This is a genomic window from uncultured Bacteroides sp., assembly GCF_905207245.1.
Taxonomy (GTDB): Bacteria; Bacteroidota; Bacteroidia; order Bacteroidales; family Bacteroidaceae; genus Bacteroides.
On record NZ_CAJLKP010000001.1, the window covers coordinates 58,270 to 75,832 of the forward strand.

Genomic DNA, 17,563 nt, shown 5'->3' on the forward strand with positions numbered 1-17,563 from the left:
TAATCCGAAGATTTGCAGAAATATGAAAACAAATCAACTTCTCAAGATAGTATTCATTGCGGTTTGTCTCCAGTTAATTGGTCTGCAAGCCAATGCCAAAGACATCGAAGTGCGGAATGGGAATATCATCCTGGATTTCAGCACCATGATTTCACCGCAAGCCTCTGCCGGCAAGTACACCATAAAAAGAGCTACCGGAAAATTCAGCGAGTACAAAACAATCGGCAGTACATCTTCAACGACATTTGTCGATAAAAAGCCAAAAGGAAATCCCCATGATTATTACTATCAGATTATGGATAGTAAAGGCGAACTATTGGCTTCCATTTCTATGGATGCCGAGTTATTCGGCGACTATGTATACATATATAGTGATACAGACCGGAAAGAAGACGTAGGACATGAAATCAATGCCATTCACGATCAGATGTTCGGCAAGGAATTCAGCCCCAACCGTTATGCCCTCTTGTTCAAGGCAGGAGATTACAAGGAAGCTGGACTGCTGAAAGTCCCGTTCTATGTACATCTGGCAGGGTTGGGCAAAACACCCTTTGATGTGGAAGTTTCCAATATACACACTCCACCCCATCTAAGTAACGGAAACGGCACATGTACCTTCTGGCGCTCTACAGAAAACTTGTCCGTCATAGGACCGGAAACCTACGACGAAGAAGAAACTTTCAAATGGGCCGTATCGCAGGCAGCACCTATTCGCCGCATCTACTCACAACGCGTTGTGCGTAATCAGTGGGAAAACGGATGGGTAAGCGGCGGATTCACCGCAGACTGCTATTTTGAAGCTGCCGCAGGTTCTAAAAACCAACAACAATGGTACACCCGCAATTCCTTCCTGAATAAAGGACGTGGGGAATTCGAAGAAATCAAATACAACTACTGTTTCCAAGGCGTTGAATTGGGTCCGGAAGTAGATACAAATACCTATCAGAACAACTGGGACAAAGGAGGAAATGTAACTTTCATCCCCACCACCCCAGTCATACGCGAAAAGCCGTTCTTGTTTATCGGTGACGACGGAAGATACAAAGTATTCCGTCCGGCATTGAAACACGAACACAAAGGAGTCTCCTACAGCCGCACTGATATGGGCGAAGGTGAAAGTCTGGATTTATTAAATGAATTCTATGTAGTGAAACCGGGTGCCTCGGCCGAATACATGAATAAACAACTCACAGCGGGCAAACATCTGCTTATAACCCCCGGCATGTACGAGCTTTCAGAACCACTCCACGTCACCCGCCCCAACACCATTATATTGGGAATAGGATGGGCGACTCTGATTCCGGGAGAAAAAAATTCCGATACGGCGATTTTGGTAGAAGATATAGACGGGGTAACGATTGCCTCTCTGATGTTTGATGCACATTACACTTCCAATACCCTGATTCAGGTCGGTACGGAGAAAACATCTCAAAGACATATACAAAATCCTATTCTGCTCACCGACCTTTTCTTCCGGATAGGCGGATTCCGCCCGGCAAAGGTACATGTAGACCGTGCAGTCGAATTAAACAGCAATGACGTGATTGGCGACCATTTCTGGATATGGAGGGCAGACCATGGTGTTCGCGGCAGTGTAGGCTGGGAAATCAATACCACCAGAAACGGTCTGATAGTAAACGGCGACTATGTCACCATTTACGGCTTATTCAACGAGCACTTCCAGGAATATCAGACTTACTGGACAGGAGAACATGGACGAACTTACTTCTATCAATGCGAAACGCCCTATGATGCTCCCTCACAGGAATACTACATGAGCGAAAACGGCACACGCGCCGGATATGCCGCATATAAAGTAGCTGATAATGTGAATATTCATGAAGCTTTTTCCTTCGGCATTTATGATGTGCTACATAACGAAATAATGATTGAAAATTCAATAGAAGTACCCGATAAAGCCGGTATAAGAATGTATCACATGTGCAACAACACCCTTTCGGGAGGAGGTGCTAAAGGTTTCAACTATATATTGAACGGAATAGGGAAAAGTACCTATAATACACACCACGATTACAGGGCATATATAGATGAATTCATAGGAAAACGATAACAGAACAGCAAGAATAGGAGTGATGTTTTCAGGTAGCAAAATGAGGCTGTCTAACTAAAAAGTTAGATAGTCTCTTTTTTTGTAGTTAGAAGGAGTTGTCGGGAGTCATCAGTCGGCTCTAACTCCTTTGAAATGAAAGAGGCGTGACTATGAATTATATAGGTTAGGCGGTATGCTTTGGGGGAAATGATGTATTTTGGACTTTCTTTGATAGCTTTTAAACCTATGCGGCATTAAAATGCAAATACTAGCGTTTTTTAAACCTCAAATGTCATTTTTTCATCCACTATCGAAAACAAATCTACATACATTTGTGAAAATTCTAACGCTAATGATTTTAACACTTAATGATTTTATTTAAATTTAATGCTATGGGAAAGTTATGCAGATTACATCTCCTTTTGTTGGCTTTATTGCTACCGGGAGTGTCCTTCGCACAAAATCTTTTTAAAGTGCAAGGTTGTGTTACTGACGAGCAGAACGAGCCACTTATCGGGGCTACCGTGCAGACTAAAGACAAGTCGAAAGGCACGATAACAGATAGCAGTGGCAACTATGCTTTGTCGGGAGTTCCCAAGGGTTCAACCTTGGTGTTTTCGTATGTCGGCTACAAGTCGAAAGAAGTAAATGCAACATCAACTTCTCTTAATGTTGTTTTGGAATCGGATGATGAGATGCTCGATGAAGTAGTTGTCATCGGCTATGGCCAGCAGCGTAAGGTGACGCTGACGGGTTCTGTCTCCAACGTGGGTGGTAAGGAACTTCTCAAATCGCCAGCCGCATCGCTTGGTAACACCCTTTCGGGTAAGCTCCCAGGTCTCCAGTCGGTGCAGTACACCGGCGTTCCCGGTGCCGACGACCCTGTCATCCGCATCCGTGGTGTCGGTTCGTTCAACAGCGCCGAACCTCTCGTGCTTGTCGATGGTGTCGAGCGTGAGTTCAGCCAAATAGACCCGAACGAGGTGCAGGACATTTCTATTCTTAAGGATGCTTCTGCTACGGCTGTCTTTGGTGTGCGTGGTGCCAACGGCGTTATTCTCGTTACAACTCGTCGCGGCGAGATGGGCAAGCCTACCATCACACTGACAACTTCAGTAGGCCTTCAGCAGATTTCTAAATTCCTTGAACCGGCAAACTCCTACGAGTATGCAACGGCTTACAATCATGCTCAGAAAGTGGAAGGAGTAGCCGAAGACGGATGGAAGTTCTCGAAGGAAGCTATACAGCACTGGAAGGACATGGATATGCCCACCGTTTATCCAAGCACCAACTGGTTCAAGTACTTGATGAACGACCACGCATGGCAGGAACAATATAATATTAATGTGTCGGGTGGTACTGAACGTGCCCGCTATTTCGTTTCTGTCGGTATGCTCAATCAGGACGGTCTTTTCAAAACCTTCGACCAAGGTGATGACGCAAACTTCAAATACCGCCGTTACAACTTCCGTGCCAACCTCGATGTAGATTTCTCCAAGCTGAGTACGCTTTCTATCGGCATCGGTGGACGCATTGGCAGACGCAACTCTATCGGTAATGGTGAGTATAACGGTCAGTCAGGTGTTTTTGGTGTTGAGGGTCTTCTCAACAATGGTACGCCAATGTCAGGCTACGGTCTTGATAGTGAGGGACGTCGTATTATTTCCGACCCTAATCTCGTTGGCGCAGTTGGCTCCGATGGTCTCGGCCTTATCTACGAGCAGGGTTATACAACTCAGCGTCAGAGCGTTGTAAACCTCGACCTTCAGTACAAGCTCAAGCTCGACTTTATCACCAAGGGGCTTGATTTCCGTATCAAGGGTTCTTACAACTCTGACTATACACAGCAGAAAGCACGCACTACCGGCGGTGGTATCAGCTACAAGGCCACCATTGCTAAGGGTGAATACGAGGAAAACGGTTCTCCAAAGATTGTTTATGTCCGTCAGGGTGACTCATGGCCTCTTGGCTATGAGGAGTCCAAATGGGGGGGTAGAAACTGGTATGCAGAGGCGAGTCTCAACTATACCCGCAAGTTCGGTGACCACAATTTCGGTGCGCTCGTTCTTTATAATGAATCTAAAAACTACTATCCCGGTGGTGTCTACAATTCTATCCCCCGTGGTTATGTAGGTATGGTAGGCCGTATCACCTACGACTACCAGACTAAATATATGGTAGACCTCAACATGGGCTATAACGGCTCAGAGAACTTCGCAAAAGGTAAGCGCTTTGGCTTTTTCCCTTCTGCTTCTCTCGGCTGGATAATCTCTTCTGAAAAATTCTGGGAGCCTATCCGTAATGTTGTTTCCTATTTCAAACTTCGCGGTTCTATCGGTAAGGTAGGTAATGACCAGGGTGTCGGGCGTTTCCTCTATCTGCCTGGCACATGGCAGTTCTACAACAACAATGGTGGTGCATGGTGGACCAACGACCGTACAGGTAACTTCGGTACCAACAACGGTGTGTTCATGCCCGGCGCACGCGAATCCAGCAACGGTAACCCCGATGTCACTTGGGAAACAGCCACCAAGCAGAATTATGGTGCCGATGTACACTTCTTTGGAGGTCGCTTGAATCTCGGTGTAGACTTCTTCTGGGAAGACCGCAAGAACATCCTTATTTCCAACGAAACAAGCATCGCAGGTATTTCCGCTCTCAAACCCAACTCCGTCAACTTCGGCCGTGTCAAGAACCATGGTTATGAAATTACCCTACGCTGGACCGACCAGATAGGTAAAGTGAACTACTCGATAGCTCCTACATTAGCTTTCGCACGCAACAAGGTTGTGGAAATGGCAGAAGTGAAGAAGGAATTCCCACACATGTATCACACAGGTCATCCTGTAGGTCAGCCTTTTGGCTACGACTTCTTTGAGTTCTATGTTCCTGGTGAAACCGAACAGCGCTACAAGGAAGTTTACGGTGTTGACATGCCAGACCAGCAGATTACATTGCGTCCTGGTGACAGCGTATTCGTTGACCTCACAGGTGATGGTAAGGTGGATGCTAACGATGTACATGCTATCGGCTACAGCGATATTCCTGAGTATACTGGTAGCATAAACGCAACGCTCAACTGGAAAGGTCTCGACTTCTCCATGACTTGGGTAGGTGCCACCCACGTCAACCGTCAGCTCAGTTCTTTCTATACTCCAGCCTTCGGTACTGGTAACCAGTCAATGCTAAACAAATGGGTCTATGACAATTCTTGGACCGAGAATAACCCCGGTGCCAGCCTGCCACGTATCTCTCTTGAGAAATCGGCACGCGAGCATAATGGTTCACTTTCAGACCCATGGATGGTCGATGCATCGTATATCCGTCTGAAGAACCTGGAAATTGGTTATTCGTTCCGCATACCCGGTGTGCCCATCAACAACATCCGTGTTTATGCCAATGGCTATAACCTTCTTACTTTCACAAGCTTCAAGGCCAATGACCCGGAGGCACAAGCCGGCTTTGGTAGCACACGTTATCCTATGACTCGTGTTTACAACTTCGGTATCAACTTAAACTTCTAACATTCAAGACAATGAATCTTATAGAAAAAATAAAAACTGCTACTATTATATGTGTAGCTGGTGCCATGATAGGGATAGGATCGCTGAGTTCCTGTGTCGATGATATCAACATCGGAAATGGCTTCCTCGACAAGCAGCCAGGTGTCGACGTAACCGTAGACTCCATCTTTGCCAAGGGAGAGAATGCAAAGCGTTTCCTCTGGCACATGTACGGTGCCATGCATAACCCTTTCACCTATACAGGTGCAGTATGGTATTCTCACCCCGATGCCCTTACCGATATTTGCCAGTCGTACTGCGGATGGCACAATCTCGGAAAGTACTACGGTGGTGACCTTACCGAGACCGATCAGGATAACGGCGGTCTTGTCAAGTTCCCCTTCATCGCCAACGGTGACGGCAATGGTCGTGCAGGCATCTGGCGTACCATCCGTGAGGGTTGGATTTTCATCGAGAACATCGATCGCGTTCCCGACTTGAGCGAATCAGAGAAGAGCCAGCTCCGTGGTGAGGTGTACGTCATCATGGCATCGCGCTATCTTGATGCTTTCCGCAACTTCGGAGGTCTTCCAAAAGTCGACCGCTCATTCGTGGCTACTGATGTTGTAGATGGCAAGCGCATGAGCGTAATCGAGACAGCAGAGTTCATCGACGAGCTTATCCAGGGCGCCATCAATGAACCGGGTCTTCCTTTCTTTGTGCAGGATCAGGCCACCAACTCCGGACGTCTGACCAAAGGCTCAGCCTATGGTCTGCGTGTAAGGCTGTGGAACTTCGTGGCTTCGCCTCTGTTTAACAGTGACAAACCTTATCTTGAATTCACTCGCAACGAGGAGAATCAGGACCTCAACCAAATATGGGCTGGCGGCTACAAATCCGAACTTTGGCAGAAAGCGCTGAAAGCTTGTGAGGATTTCTTCCAAGCCAATAGCGCCAACGGCAACTATTTCGCCCTTGTACAGCCCACCGGTAACAGCGAGCAAGACTATTGCAACGCTTTCCGTGCCGCCTACTGGTTCCGTGGCAACAGCGAGAAGGTGATTGAAGTTCATGCTGGTCCGGGTACAAACGCTTGGAATGGTGACTGGAACGTACAAGGTATGGATGAGTTCGGTATGGCTCTCTTCACCCTCGAATATATGGAAATGTTTGGTATGGCAAATGGTCGTAACTTCCCTTACGACGACGTATTCAATACCGATAACACCAACAACGTAGACATCTTTGCCAACCGCGACCCACGTCTCTACGAGACAATGGTGGTGAATCGCAACAATCTTGCCGAGCAATATCAGGGGCTTTCGAGCACCGAGATGTGGCAAGGTGGCAATGTTGACCAGACCTTCAATCCTGCTGTTACCGACAATCCATGGTCTACCCGTATGAAACTGTTCAAGTATCTCCGCGACAACGGCTATGCAGCATACTATCCGACCAACTTTGCTTATCTGCGTATGGCTGACATTCACCTTTGCTACGCTGAGGCACTCGCACAGACAGGCAATCTGCAGAAAGCCTGCGATGAAATGAATAAGGTACGCGCACGCGTAGGTCTTGGTAAGGTAGAGATTATGAATCCAGAGCTCAACCTAACCACCAACAAAGACAACTTTATCGATCAACTCCTTAAGGAACGTGCCTGTGAGTTCGGTTATGAAGACTCCCGCTGGTATGACCTCATCCGCTACAAGAGATCCGACATATTCAAGAAACAGGTACACCAACTGCGTGTATGGCGCAAGGATGCCAACGGAAACAAGATGAATCCTGCCGACTACAATGGCGACACGAGCCTCGAACCCGGTGAACCTTGGCCGAACTGTATCTATGAGAAGATACCTTGTACCAACAATACCCGTGTATGGTGGGATACCGACAACCAGACGAGTAAGTGGACCGACAAATGGTATCTCGCGCCTCTTTCACGTGATGAGATCAACAAGGGCTATGGCCTGAACCAGAACCCGGGTTGGTAATCCAGATTTAAAAAATCAATAAGACTTATAAAATATGAATATAAATAGAATGTTGATGCTTGCGACTGCTGTTGTCTCTCTCACGGCAAATGCGCAGGTAAAACTCGACGATAAGAATGCAAATGCCTATGATTTGGGTTACGGCGTGGAAATAAGCAATTTCCTCAGCACTGCTTCCGCAACCACAATCACAGGTGAAGAATTGCAGCAGACTTCGGCAACTAACCTTGCCCAGGCCCTCTATGGACGTCTACCAGGCCTCACGGCTCTATCTCAAGGCGGCTTCTCGGGCGACGAAAATAAGGGTGCCGCGTTTAATATTCGTGGCTATCACACGCTTAGCGATAAAAGTATCCTCATCCTCGTCGATGGCTACGAGCGTCCCATCGACCGCCTCAGTGTAGAGGAAGTGGAGAGCGTCACCATCCTCAAAGATGCTGCCGCTACGGCACTTCTTGGCCATGAGGGTATCAATGGTGCTATACTTGTGAAGACAAAGCGTGGCGTTGAAGGCAAGACACACGTCAAGGTGAACTACAGTCATAAGTTCCAGTTCGACCCTGAATTCGCAGACATGGTAGATGGTTACGGATATGCCAATGCGTTCAATCGTGCCCGTCACAACGACGGACTCTCTGCCGCATACACCGAGCAGGAGCTTAACCTCTTCAAAGACGGTTCCGACCCGTACTTCTATCCTAACGTGAACTGGCGCGACCTTACTTTCAAGAACACTGCCGAGGAAGACCATGCATACGTTTCGGTGTACGGAGGTACGAACAAGGTGAAATACTACACCCATATCGATTATACCGATGTGCGCGGTGCTTTCAAGGACACCAAGCTGCCGGACTACAATACGCAGTTGCGCCAGTCGAAGGCCAATATCCGTGCCAACCTCGACTTCAACATCACCAACACAACTCTCATGTCGGTGAACCTCTTCGGTATGTTCCAGGAGACCAAGCGGCCCTCCGACATCGGTGCTGACGATGCTACAGCTGCTATCTACCAACTGCCGGCAAGCGCTTTCCCCTACAAGACCTCAACAGGTATCTGGGGTGGTAACGAGGCATACGGTGATGCCAACCCCATTGCCAAGATTCAGGAGTCCGGTTTCTACAAGACCCATCAACGTCAGCTGTGGGTAGATGCCAAGCTGTCTCAAAAACTAGATTTCCTGCTCAATGGTCTGAACGTATTTGTCAGTGCCGGCTATGCCAATTCGTCGATTTACGCGGAAAATTCGCACAAGGCACACCAGTATGGCTACGAGCGTTACACCGGTACCATTGGTGACAAGAACAACGTAGCTCTGAACACATTCGGTAACAAGGAGACCAACCTCACCTTCAGCAACTGGAATGCCGGCCAGTGGTGGAAAGCAAAGGCCAGTGTAGGTATCAACTACAAACGCTCGTTCTTCGACAACGACCACTTCAATGCTACCGTTGTTTACGACAACAGTGGCGTGAGTGCTGATGGACGTGGAAACACCTACTATCGTCAGAACATCATGGGAGCCTTCCACTACGATTTTCAGAACCGCTACGTTGCCGACCTTGTGCTTGCAGGTAACGGTTCCAGCCGTACCTATCCTTCAAAGTGGGCATTCTCACCCACACTGTCGCTCGGCTGGATTTACGCTGACAACAACAATGGTCTGCTCAATTACGGTAAGCTGCGTGCATCGGCTGGCATCCAGCATACCGACTATATGCCTACCTATGGCATGTGGCTTCCCACATGGGATGTTTCGCACGGTTATGTGATTATTGGTAACAGCTACGGTGCTACATGGGGAGCATCGCTTGGCTCCTTCCCCACTACCAATTTCTCGCAAGAGACATCTACGAGCTTCAACCTTGGTACTGACCTTCGTCTGGCAAATGCTCTTGACATCTCAGTTGACGCTTTCTACCAGCTTCGCAGCCACATCATGCTCTCTGCAAGCAATGAGAATTCATCGGTGGTTGGTATACAGTCGTCATACAACGATGTTGGCGAAGTTAAGAGTTACGGTTTTGAGGTAAGTGCCAAGTATGTGAAGAAAATCACTTCCGACCTCAATCTCAACTTGGGTGCCAACTTGTCGTGGGCACGCAATGAGGTGAGCAAGTATATCGGCACACCGACCTATCCGTTGAGCGACCCTGTAGGCCGTCGTGTAAACGAGGCATGGGGACTCAAGTCGGCAGGATTTTTCAAGGATCAGGCCGACATCAACTCCAGCTACCGTCAGGAATACTCTACCGTAAGCCCTGGTGACATCAAATACCAAGACCTCAACGGTGACCAGGTAATCAACGAGTTCGATATTACCAGTCTCGATGGCGCTACTGACATCCCTGAGCTCAACTACGCCTTCAATGTCGGTGTAGAATACAAAGGCTTCGGTCTAAACGCATGGTTCCAAGGCACTGGCAACTACATGAAGTATCTTCCGTCAGCAATATGGGGTGGCATGGCCGACAATGGTAACCTTTCAGTGGATTACTACAACAACTGCTGGGATGTAGCTGGAAACAACGCTCTCTACCCACGTCTGACAACTCAGGACAACAGCAACAACAGCCAGGCAAGCAACATCTGGTACAAGCCTGTTCACTTCTTGAAGATGCGCAACATCGAGGTTTACTATAAAGTTCCTGCAAGGGTGCTCTCGAAGCTCTCTCTTACCGCAGCCAGAGTGTTTGTTCAGGGCGAGAACCTTCTTTCCTTCGACAACGTCGACGCTATGGATGCTGAGGTACTTTCGACGGCATATCCCATGTTCAAGGGTGTCAACATAGGTGTCACATTAACTTTCTAATTAAAGATACATTTATGAACAAGATAAAATATACTCTTTTAGGTATGGCGGTAGCAGTCTTTGCAGGCTGCGCCGACCTAGATTACAACGAAGCTTCGAATCGTGACGAGGACTGGACCTACAACAGCCCCCTCAATGGTGTCAAGGCTCTTGTATACGATGTCTACGCACAAATGCCGAGCGAATTCAAGGACAATTCCTACGGTAATGGCGCCCTGATAGCCAGTGCCACAGACGAGTCTGAGTTTGCACTTTCCTTCTCACCCATCCACAAGTATTTCAACGGTGGTTGGACTCCTTCGAATCCTTTTTCGACCACATGGGACAGGTCATACCGTGCCATCACTCAGGTACACATGTACCTTGAGCGCATCCACAAGATAGACTTGTCGGATTATGAATATGATCCCGACTACCAGACCATGGTGCAGCAGTTTGAGATATTCCCTTATGAGTTGCGTTTCCTCCGTGCCTATTTCTACTTCGAGTTGGTACGTGCCTACGGCGATGTGCCTTTGGTGACCACAGCCCTCACCAATGAGCAGGCCAACAGCGTGGAACGCACTCCAGCCAAGGATGTGTTCAAGTTCATCATCAACGAATTGGATGCCGTGGCTGAATATCTGCCCGTGTCGTATAATGACATCCCTGGTCAGGAAATTGGTCGTGCCACCCGTGGCGCTGCCCTTGCACTGAAGGCACGCGCACTTCTTTATCAGGCTTCACCCTTGTTTAATACAGACAACAACAAGGAGCTTTGGAAAGAGGCCGCTGCTGCCAGTAAGGTCATCATCGATAATGCACAGCGCTGGGGCTACAAACTCAGCGAGTATGCCAACCTATGGGGGCACGATACATTCACCAATCCTGAATTTATCTTCGTTCTTGGCACCCAGGCAAGCAACACCTTCGAGCAGTACAATTATCCTGTGGGTGTGGAGAACGGTAACTCCGGCAACTGCCCTACACAGGCACTGGTGGACGCATACGAATATCAGACCGACGGTAAGACATTCAAGGAGAAACATCCTGGAGATGTTGATGTGACTACTGAGAATCCATACGATGGTCTCGACCCACGTTTCGAACTCACTGTAGTGAAGAATGGTGATCTTTGGCCATCTAACACAACTCAGCAGATTGCCATTGAGACGTATCAGAGTGGCTTCAACGGTGCTCCTAAGTACAGCGCAACTCCCACGGGCTACTACTTGAAGAAGTTTGTGGACGGCAACTGTGTCACCACAGCCAACAACCAGACTACAACACGCCACAACTGGATTGTGATGCGTCTGGCCGAGGTTTACCTTAACTATGCAGAAGCCATGTACAACTACTACGGCAATGCTGACGAACAGGGCGATTTCGGCATGTCAGCCAACGAGGCTATCAATGTGCTTCGTAACCGTCCTGACATCATGATGCCTGAATTCCAAGGAAACAATGGTTTCGAAGAGCGCTACATGCGTGAGCGTATGGTAGAGCTTGCTTTCGAAGGTCAGCGCTTCTGGGATGTACGTCGCTGGAAGAAGGGGGCCGAGTTCTTCAAGAATGTTGATGTGGCAGACTTCAAACTGAATGGAAACGGCAACTTGATTCTCAATCGAGTTACCAAGACTCGCCAGTGGGATGAGAAGTACAACCTGTACCCGATTCCGCAGTCTGAAATTCAGAAGAATGGCAATCTGAAGCAGAACCCCAATTGGTAAAACTGATTCAATGAAATTTCAAACGAATAAGATTTATGAAAAAACATATTATATATCTTCTGATCTTAGGATTCGCTTTGCTGTCGAACATGGCACTGACCTCGTGCAGCGATGATGATGTGGCGGATGCCAACGATGTGCTTATGGTGAATACTGTCCTGCCTACAAAAGTTATGGAAGGACAGGTTGTCACCATCACTGGTACGGGTCTTGAGAAGGCCATTTCCGTTGTGTTCCCTGGCAATGTCTCTGTGAACAACATTACCAAAATAGGCAACGGCTATATCTCTGTAATAACTCCTGCCGGCGTTTCTGCAGAGGGAGGAACAGTAACAATAGAAGCCAACGGCGAATCGGCAGAGTCGGTCATGACGCTGACTGTCGGCAAGCCCGAGCCTTTGCGCGTGGCTCCTCTTGACAAGGAAATAAAAATCAACGAATGTGTGGAGGTGTACGGCAACGACCTCGAATTTATCACCAAGGCTTATTTCCCCGGTGAAGACGGCAAGGACATTGTTGTAGATGCAAGCGACTTTAAGCGCAAAGCTACCGGTTCTCTCTACATCTATTCGCCAATGGGTATAAAAGCCGGACCTGCCCAAGTTGTTCTCGAAGACTGCAGCGGCAAGAAATATACTTTGCCAGAGGTAACGCTGTCTGACGAGGTTGCAGGTGGCAGCGAAGGAGGTGAAGGATATGCTTCAATCTGGGAAGGTGAATACACTACCGGCTGGTGGTGGTATCTCCCGGCATCTGAGCTTGACCTCTCGGCAATAACGCCGGAAGCCGGCCAAACTATTAGGTTCACGTTCACTCACCATGATGCTCCTCAGACTTTCTGTCTGTGCGATGGTTGGTGGGGTGCTCCTTTCATCCGCGATGGCGGTGAAAGCGGTAACAACATCGTTCTTGCCGCTGGTGAGGACTTCCTGGAATTCAAAATCTCGGAAGGTATGGCAGCAACAATGAATGGCACTGAAACCGCTCTCATCATTGGCGGCGACATAACAATCACTAAGATTCAGATTAAGACAGATTAAACTCTATACAAAGAAGTCATAGCCTGACATCTGTAAACATTTCAAGTCCACCGGAGAGCTAAGGTTCTTCGGTGGACTTTTTGAAAAATGTGATTCCTATCAGAGGTCGGAAGAAAATAGTTTGAACAGATTACTTTCTTTTTTGTCGTACATAGTATATATTTATATAAATTGATAAAAAAACTATGGCGACTGTAAAAGTAAAATTCAGAAAATCATCGGTGAAAGGAAAAGCCGGTACTATCTATTATCAGCTATGCCACAAGCAGAGCAACAAGCAGATAACCACCCGAATGCATGTGCTTTCTCAATGGTGGGATGCAGAAAAGGAAACATTTATAAGTGAAGCGGACAATAGTGGAATGTCAGCCCGCTACCAACGTCAAATAGAGAAAGACTTGCATTGCATCCGTCGGATTCTATGCGAATGGGACGGAATGGGGAAAGACTACACTTTAGCGGACGTCATTGCCCGCTTTCATGCTCAGGATGAAAACGAAGACACAATGCTGTCCTGTTTGGCAGCTCTGGTCGATGAGTTTAAAAACGACGAGCGATGGGGGAATGCCCGTAATTTGCAACGTGCAACGAACAGCTTTTCAGGCTTTTTGGGAGGTCTGGATATTCCCTTCGAGCAAGTGGATGAAAAGCTTATCATGGAGTATGAGCAATGGCTCCGGGCACGAAAGGTGAGCAAGAATAGCAGTTCTTTTTATATGCGGACTTTGCGTTCTGCCTATAATAAAGTGATAAGCACGAAGCAATGGGAACAGACGTATCCCTTTCGGAATGTTTATACCGGCGTGGAACGAACTCGCAAACGTGCTGTGCGTGAGGACGTCATGGTTTGTTTGCAAAAACTGGATCTGGCGCGTTCTGCTCCACTGGCCTTCTCACGCGACTTGTTTATCTTCAGCTATTGCACCCGTGGAATGGCCTTCGTAGATATTGCCTATCTAAAGAAAGAAAACATAAACGGAGGAGTGCTTAGCTATGTCCGCCACAAGACAGGACAACGCCTCACCGTACGTATAGAACCTCTTATTGAGGAGATTATCAAACGCTACGAATCGTCCGTACGCAATAGTCCTTATCTTTTTCCTATCATTACCTCCAATGATCCCGAAGAAGCTTTTCGACAATATCAGACGGCACTGGGCTATCATAACCGAAAGTTGAAGAAACTGGGGAAGTTGACAGGAGAAAACCTACGCCTCTCTTCCTATACTGCAAGGCATAGTTGGGCGACGATTGCACGCAACCATAACGTCCCGTTATCCGTCATTAGTGCAGGCATGGGACATACTTCCGAAAAGACCACGCTCATATACTTGGAGTCTGTAGAAAATTTGCTGATAGATAAAGCAAATGAAGGTATTCTGAAGGCTTTATGTCGTAACGTTTCTAAGTAAGAAACCTTAAAATTACCGCGCAAAGATATAACAAATAAAAGAATAAAACAACATAATACTATAAATATTTGTTTATACTTGTACTTTAAAACCAGTATAAAATATTGATTGAAAGCACAATAAGCGCTTATATGCAAGAAGAAATGAATAGATATTCAAAATAAATATGAAATAGAATTCAATAAATATATTCTAATAAAATAATCAAAAACATAGTATCGAATCTACAAAACCTAAAAAAATAGGATAAAAAATCATTCTTTATCTTACAGTATTTCAACGTTTTAAAGCATTGTACCATCTCTTACTTAGAAACGGTACAATTACAGGGTTACGGATGCCTTCTCCTGGGTCAGGAGAAGTTCCGGGTTCCAAAAATCGACAGACAAAACGAAGAATTGGATTAACCTTGCTTGCTGCGTATCAGAGTTCTTTTAAAGAGTAAAAACTCAGATGCACAGGAATGGAAGGAATATCTTTTAGGTAAGACACGACAACTATGGAAGAAGTACCTTCAATCATGCATTGGTACGCATTCAAAGTCTTTTACAACAAAGTATTCGAAATAGAAGACACGCTGAATAAAGACAAAATCGAGACCTATATTCCCTGTGAAACAACTCTTGTGGAACGTAGCGGAACGAAAAAGCATGTGCGCAAGCCTATCATTTCCTCCCTTTTGTTCTTCTATTCCACAGAGAAGCAGGCACTGGCATTGCAGCAAAAGCTGACAGACCGCGTCATCCTATATACCCATCTTGTCAATTGGCAGAAGTTACCGATAGCCATTCCCGAACGGGAGATGAAGATTTTCATGCTTGTCACTTCCTCCGGAGAGAAAGGACTGGATTATTTGGGCGATGCCCCCATGGAGTATAGCACCGGTGAACGCGTGCTTGTGACGGATGGTCCGTTCAAAGGAGCAGAAGGTTGCATACATCGCATCAAAGGAAACCGTCGCCTGATAGTAGCCATCCAAGGCGTATGTGCAGTGGCAACTGCCTATATTCCCCAATGCTTTCTCAGGAAGATATAATACATTACATTTAAAATAAATTCTTCATACATGACAATCTACCTTTTTGAAACTTTGGCAGCATTCGCCGTCAGTTGCCTGCTCAGTGCAATGATTATCCCCAAGATATCACTGGTAGCCTTCAAACGGAGACTTTTCGATCCGCAGAGTGACCGAAAGTTACACACGGTACCCATTCCCCGCCTAGGCGGAATAGCTTTTTTTCCATGCATCGCCGTACCCATTTCGCTCATCATTGCCTGTCACAATCTCTGCACGGACAGCAACTTGCTCTGTTGGGAACAATCCACCTGTTTGCTCACCATGTTCAGTTGCCTCTTTATACTCTATCTGATGGGAATGAAAGACGACCTGATAGGCATGCGCTACCGCGCAAAGTTTGTCATCCAGACACTTTGCGGCCTCCTGTTGGTTGCCTCCGGTTTTTGCTTCAATAATCTTTATGGACTGTTCGGCATACACGAGTTGCCCTACTACGTAGGCGTACCATTCACAGTCCTCATCATTGTCTATATTATGAATGCAATCAATCTGATAGATGGCATAGACGGTCTGGCTTCCGGGCTGAGCATGATAGCGTTCTTCGCTTTCGGTTGTATGTTCGTTTATTTGCGCTGGTGGTTATATGCTTTCATCTCCTTTGCTGCCTTGGGCGTGCTGATACCCTTCTTCTATTATAATATGTTCGGACAGGCCCACCGGGGGCGGAAAGTGTTCATGGGAGATACCGGTTCACTGACCATCGGCCTGCTACTGGCTGTTATGGCCATTCATCTCAGCATGTTCGATCCTGTCAAAGAAGACATTTTCCCCGGTGCCATCGTGACGGCTTTTTCCTTCCTGCTGGTACCGATGCTGGATGTAGTCCGGGTAGTACTCCATCGCCTACGCAACCATAAGCCTCCGTTTCTTCCCGACAAGAATCATATCCATCATAAATTCATCGCCTTGGGAATGTCACAACACCGGGCCTTGGGCTTCATACTGAGCATTGCCTGGATTTTTATCATAGTCAATACAATCCTGGCCTCTTATCTATCCGTCACCGTACTGTTCCTGCTGGACGTGGCGGTGTGGACGTCAATGCACTTCTACATTACAGCAAAAATCTTGAAGAAACAGAACTAAAGAAATTAATATTTTATACTCTATAATTAAAATATGAAGAATCATCTTTTACACCTATTCTTTTCGTTGGCGTTACTAACTTCATGCAACACATCAAAAGAGATAATCTATTTTCAGGATGTACAGGTCAACAATCCCGAAGCAGTGGCCCCGCCCCAAGATATCACCGTGCAACCCAAGGACCAGATATCCATCGTAGTGTCGAGCAAGGACCCCGAACTGGCGGCTTTGTTCAACCTGACCCGTGTGCAATACAGGGCAGGCTCCACAGACCAGAATAGCGGCAATAGTAGCGGAGAGATTTCCGGCTATACGCTGGATGACAAGGGTGATATTGACTTCCCAGTATTGGGAAGCCTCACCGTGGCAGGTATGACCCGGAGCCAGATTGCCGCGCTGGTGAAGCAAAGGCTGAAGGAGGAAAATCTGGTAAACGACCCGGTGGTCACCGTGGAATTCATGAACCTCAGTTTCTCCGTTCTGGGCGAAGTGAAAACTCCCGGAAAGTACAGCATTTCAAAAGACTATATAACCTTGTTGGAAGCTATCAGCATGGCCGGAGACCTGACCATTTACGGCAAGCGGGACGCCATCTTCGTAATCCGCGAAGAAAAAGGAGAACGGGTGACGCACTGGGTGGATCTCCGCTCCTGTGATTTATTCAAATCTCCCGTTTATTACCTGAAACAGAACGATGTGGTGTATGTACAACCCAACAAGGTGCGTGCCGGACAATCTACACTGAATGAGAACAGTGTGAAGAGCGTAGGACTATGGATCAGTATAGGGTCGTTCCTCACCTCACTGGGAGTATTGCTGTTTAAGTAGGAGACAGTTACAAGCTACAAGCTACAAGTGCCTTTCGGAACATAGCGC

The 17,563-nt window shown here is 47.1% G+C and carries 10 protein-coding genes; all 10 read left to right on the plus strand.

Annotation, left to right across the window (positions count from 1 at the left end; translation table 11 throughout):
• The first annotated feature begins 22 nt into the window (after positions 1 to 22).
• The 10 genes from QZ135_RS00215 to QZ135_RS00260 all read left to right on the plus strand — a co-directional run bounded on the left by QZ135_RS00215 (position 23) and on the right by QZ135_RS00260 (position 17,515).
• Entirely contained in the window at positions 23 to 2,071 is a 2,049-nt protein-coding gene (locus QZ135_RS00215) for a glycoside hydrolase family 16 (protein WP_294604677.1), read from the plus strand.
• A 371-nt stretch (positions 2,072 to 2,442) separates the two neighbouring features.
• Entirely contained in the window at positions 2,443 to 5,574 is a 3,132-nt protein-coding gene (locus QZ135_RS00220; protein ID WP_294604680.1) for a TonB-dependent receptor, read from the plus strand.
• Between the two features lie 11 nt (positions 5,575 to 5,585).
• A complete protein-coding gene (locus tag QZ135_RS00225) occupies positions 5,586 to 7,550 on the plus strand; it encodes a RagB/SusD family nutrient uptake outer membrane protein (RefSeq protein WP_294604683.1) in 1,965 nt (654 codons plus the stop codon).
• A gap of 34 nt (positions 7,551 to 7,584) precedes the next feature.
• Positions 7,585 to 10,362, plus strand: a complete 2,778-nt coding sequence (locus QZ135_RS00230; RefSeq protein ID WP_294604686.1) for a SusC/RagA family TonB-linked outer membrane protein — start codon at positions 7,585 to 7,587, stop codon at positions 10,360 to 10,362.
• Positions 10,363 to 10,376: 14 nt separating this feature from the next.
• Positions 10,377 to 12,071, plus strand: a complete 1,695-nt coding sequence (locus QZ135_RS00235; RefSeq protein WP_294604689.1) for a RagB/SusD family nutrient uptake outer membrane protein — start codon at positions 10,377 to 10,379, stop codon at positions 12,069 to 12,071.
• A 35-nt stretch (positions 12,072 to 12,106) separates the two neighbouring features.
• A complete protein-coding gene (locus QZ135_RS00240) occupies positions 12,107 to 13,111 on the plus strand; it encodes an IPT/TIG domain-containing protein (RefSeq protein WP_294604692.1) in 1,005 nt (334 codons plus the stop codon).
• A 185-nt stretch (positions 13,112 to 13,296) separates the two neighbouring features.
• A complete protein-coding gene (locus tag QZ135_RS00245) occupies positions 13,297 to 14,523 on the plus strand; it encodes a site-specific integrase (protein WP_294604697.1) in 1,227 nt (408 codons plus the stop codon).
• A 499-nt stretch (positions 14,524 to 15,022) separates the two neighbouring features.
• Positions 15,023 to 15,559 (plus strand): UpxY family transcription antiterminator, encoded by a 537-nt coding sequence (locus QZ135_RS00250; RefSeq protein ID WP_294604699.1) that lies wholly within the window; start codon positions 15,023 to 15,025, stop codon positions 15,557 to 15,559.
• 30 nt (positions 15,560 to 15,589) lie between these two features.
• Positions 15,590 to 16,687 carry an MraY family glycosyltransferase gene (locus QZ135_RS00255; protein ID WP_294604701.1) on the plus strand — a complete coding sequence of 366 codons (1,098 nt, stop codon included), beginning with the start codon at positions 15,590 to 15,592 and terminating at the stop codon, positions 16,685 to 16,687.
• 33 nt (positions 16,688 to 16,720) lie between these two features.
• On the plus strand, positions 16,721 to 17,515 hold the full coding sequence (locus QZ135_RS00260) for a polysaccharide biosynthesis/export family protein (RefSeq protein ID WP_294604704.1): 795 nt from the start codon (positions 16,721 to 16,723) through the stop codon (positions 17,513 to 17,515).
• The last annotated feature ends 48 nt before the right edge of the window (positions 17,516 to 17,563 follow it).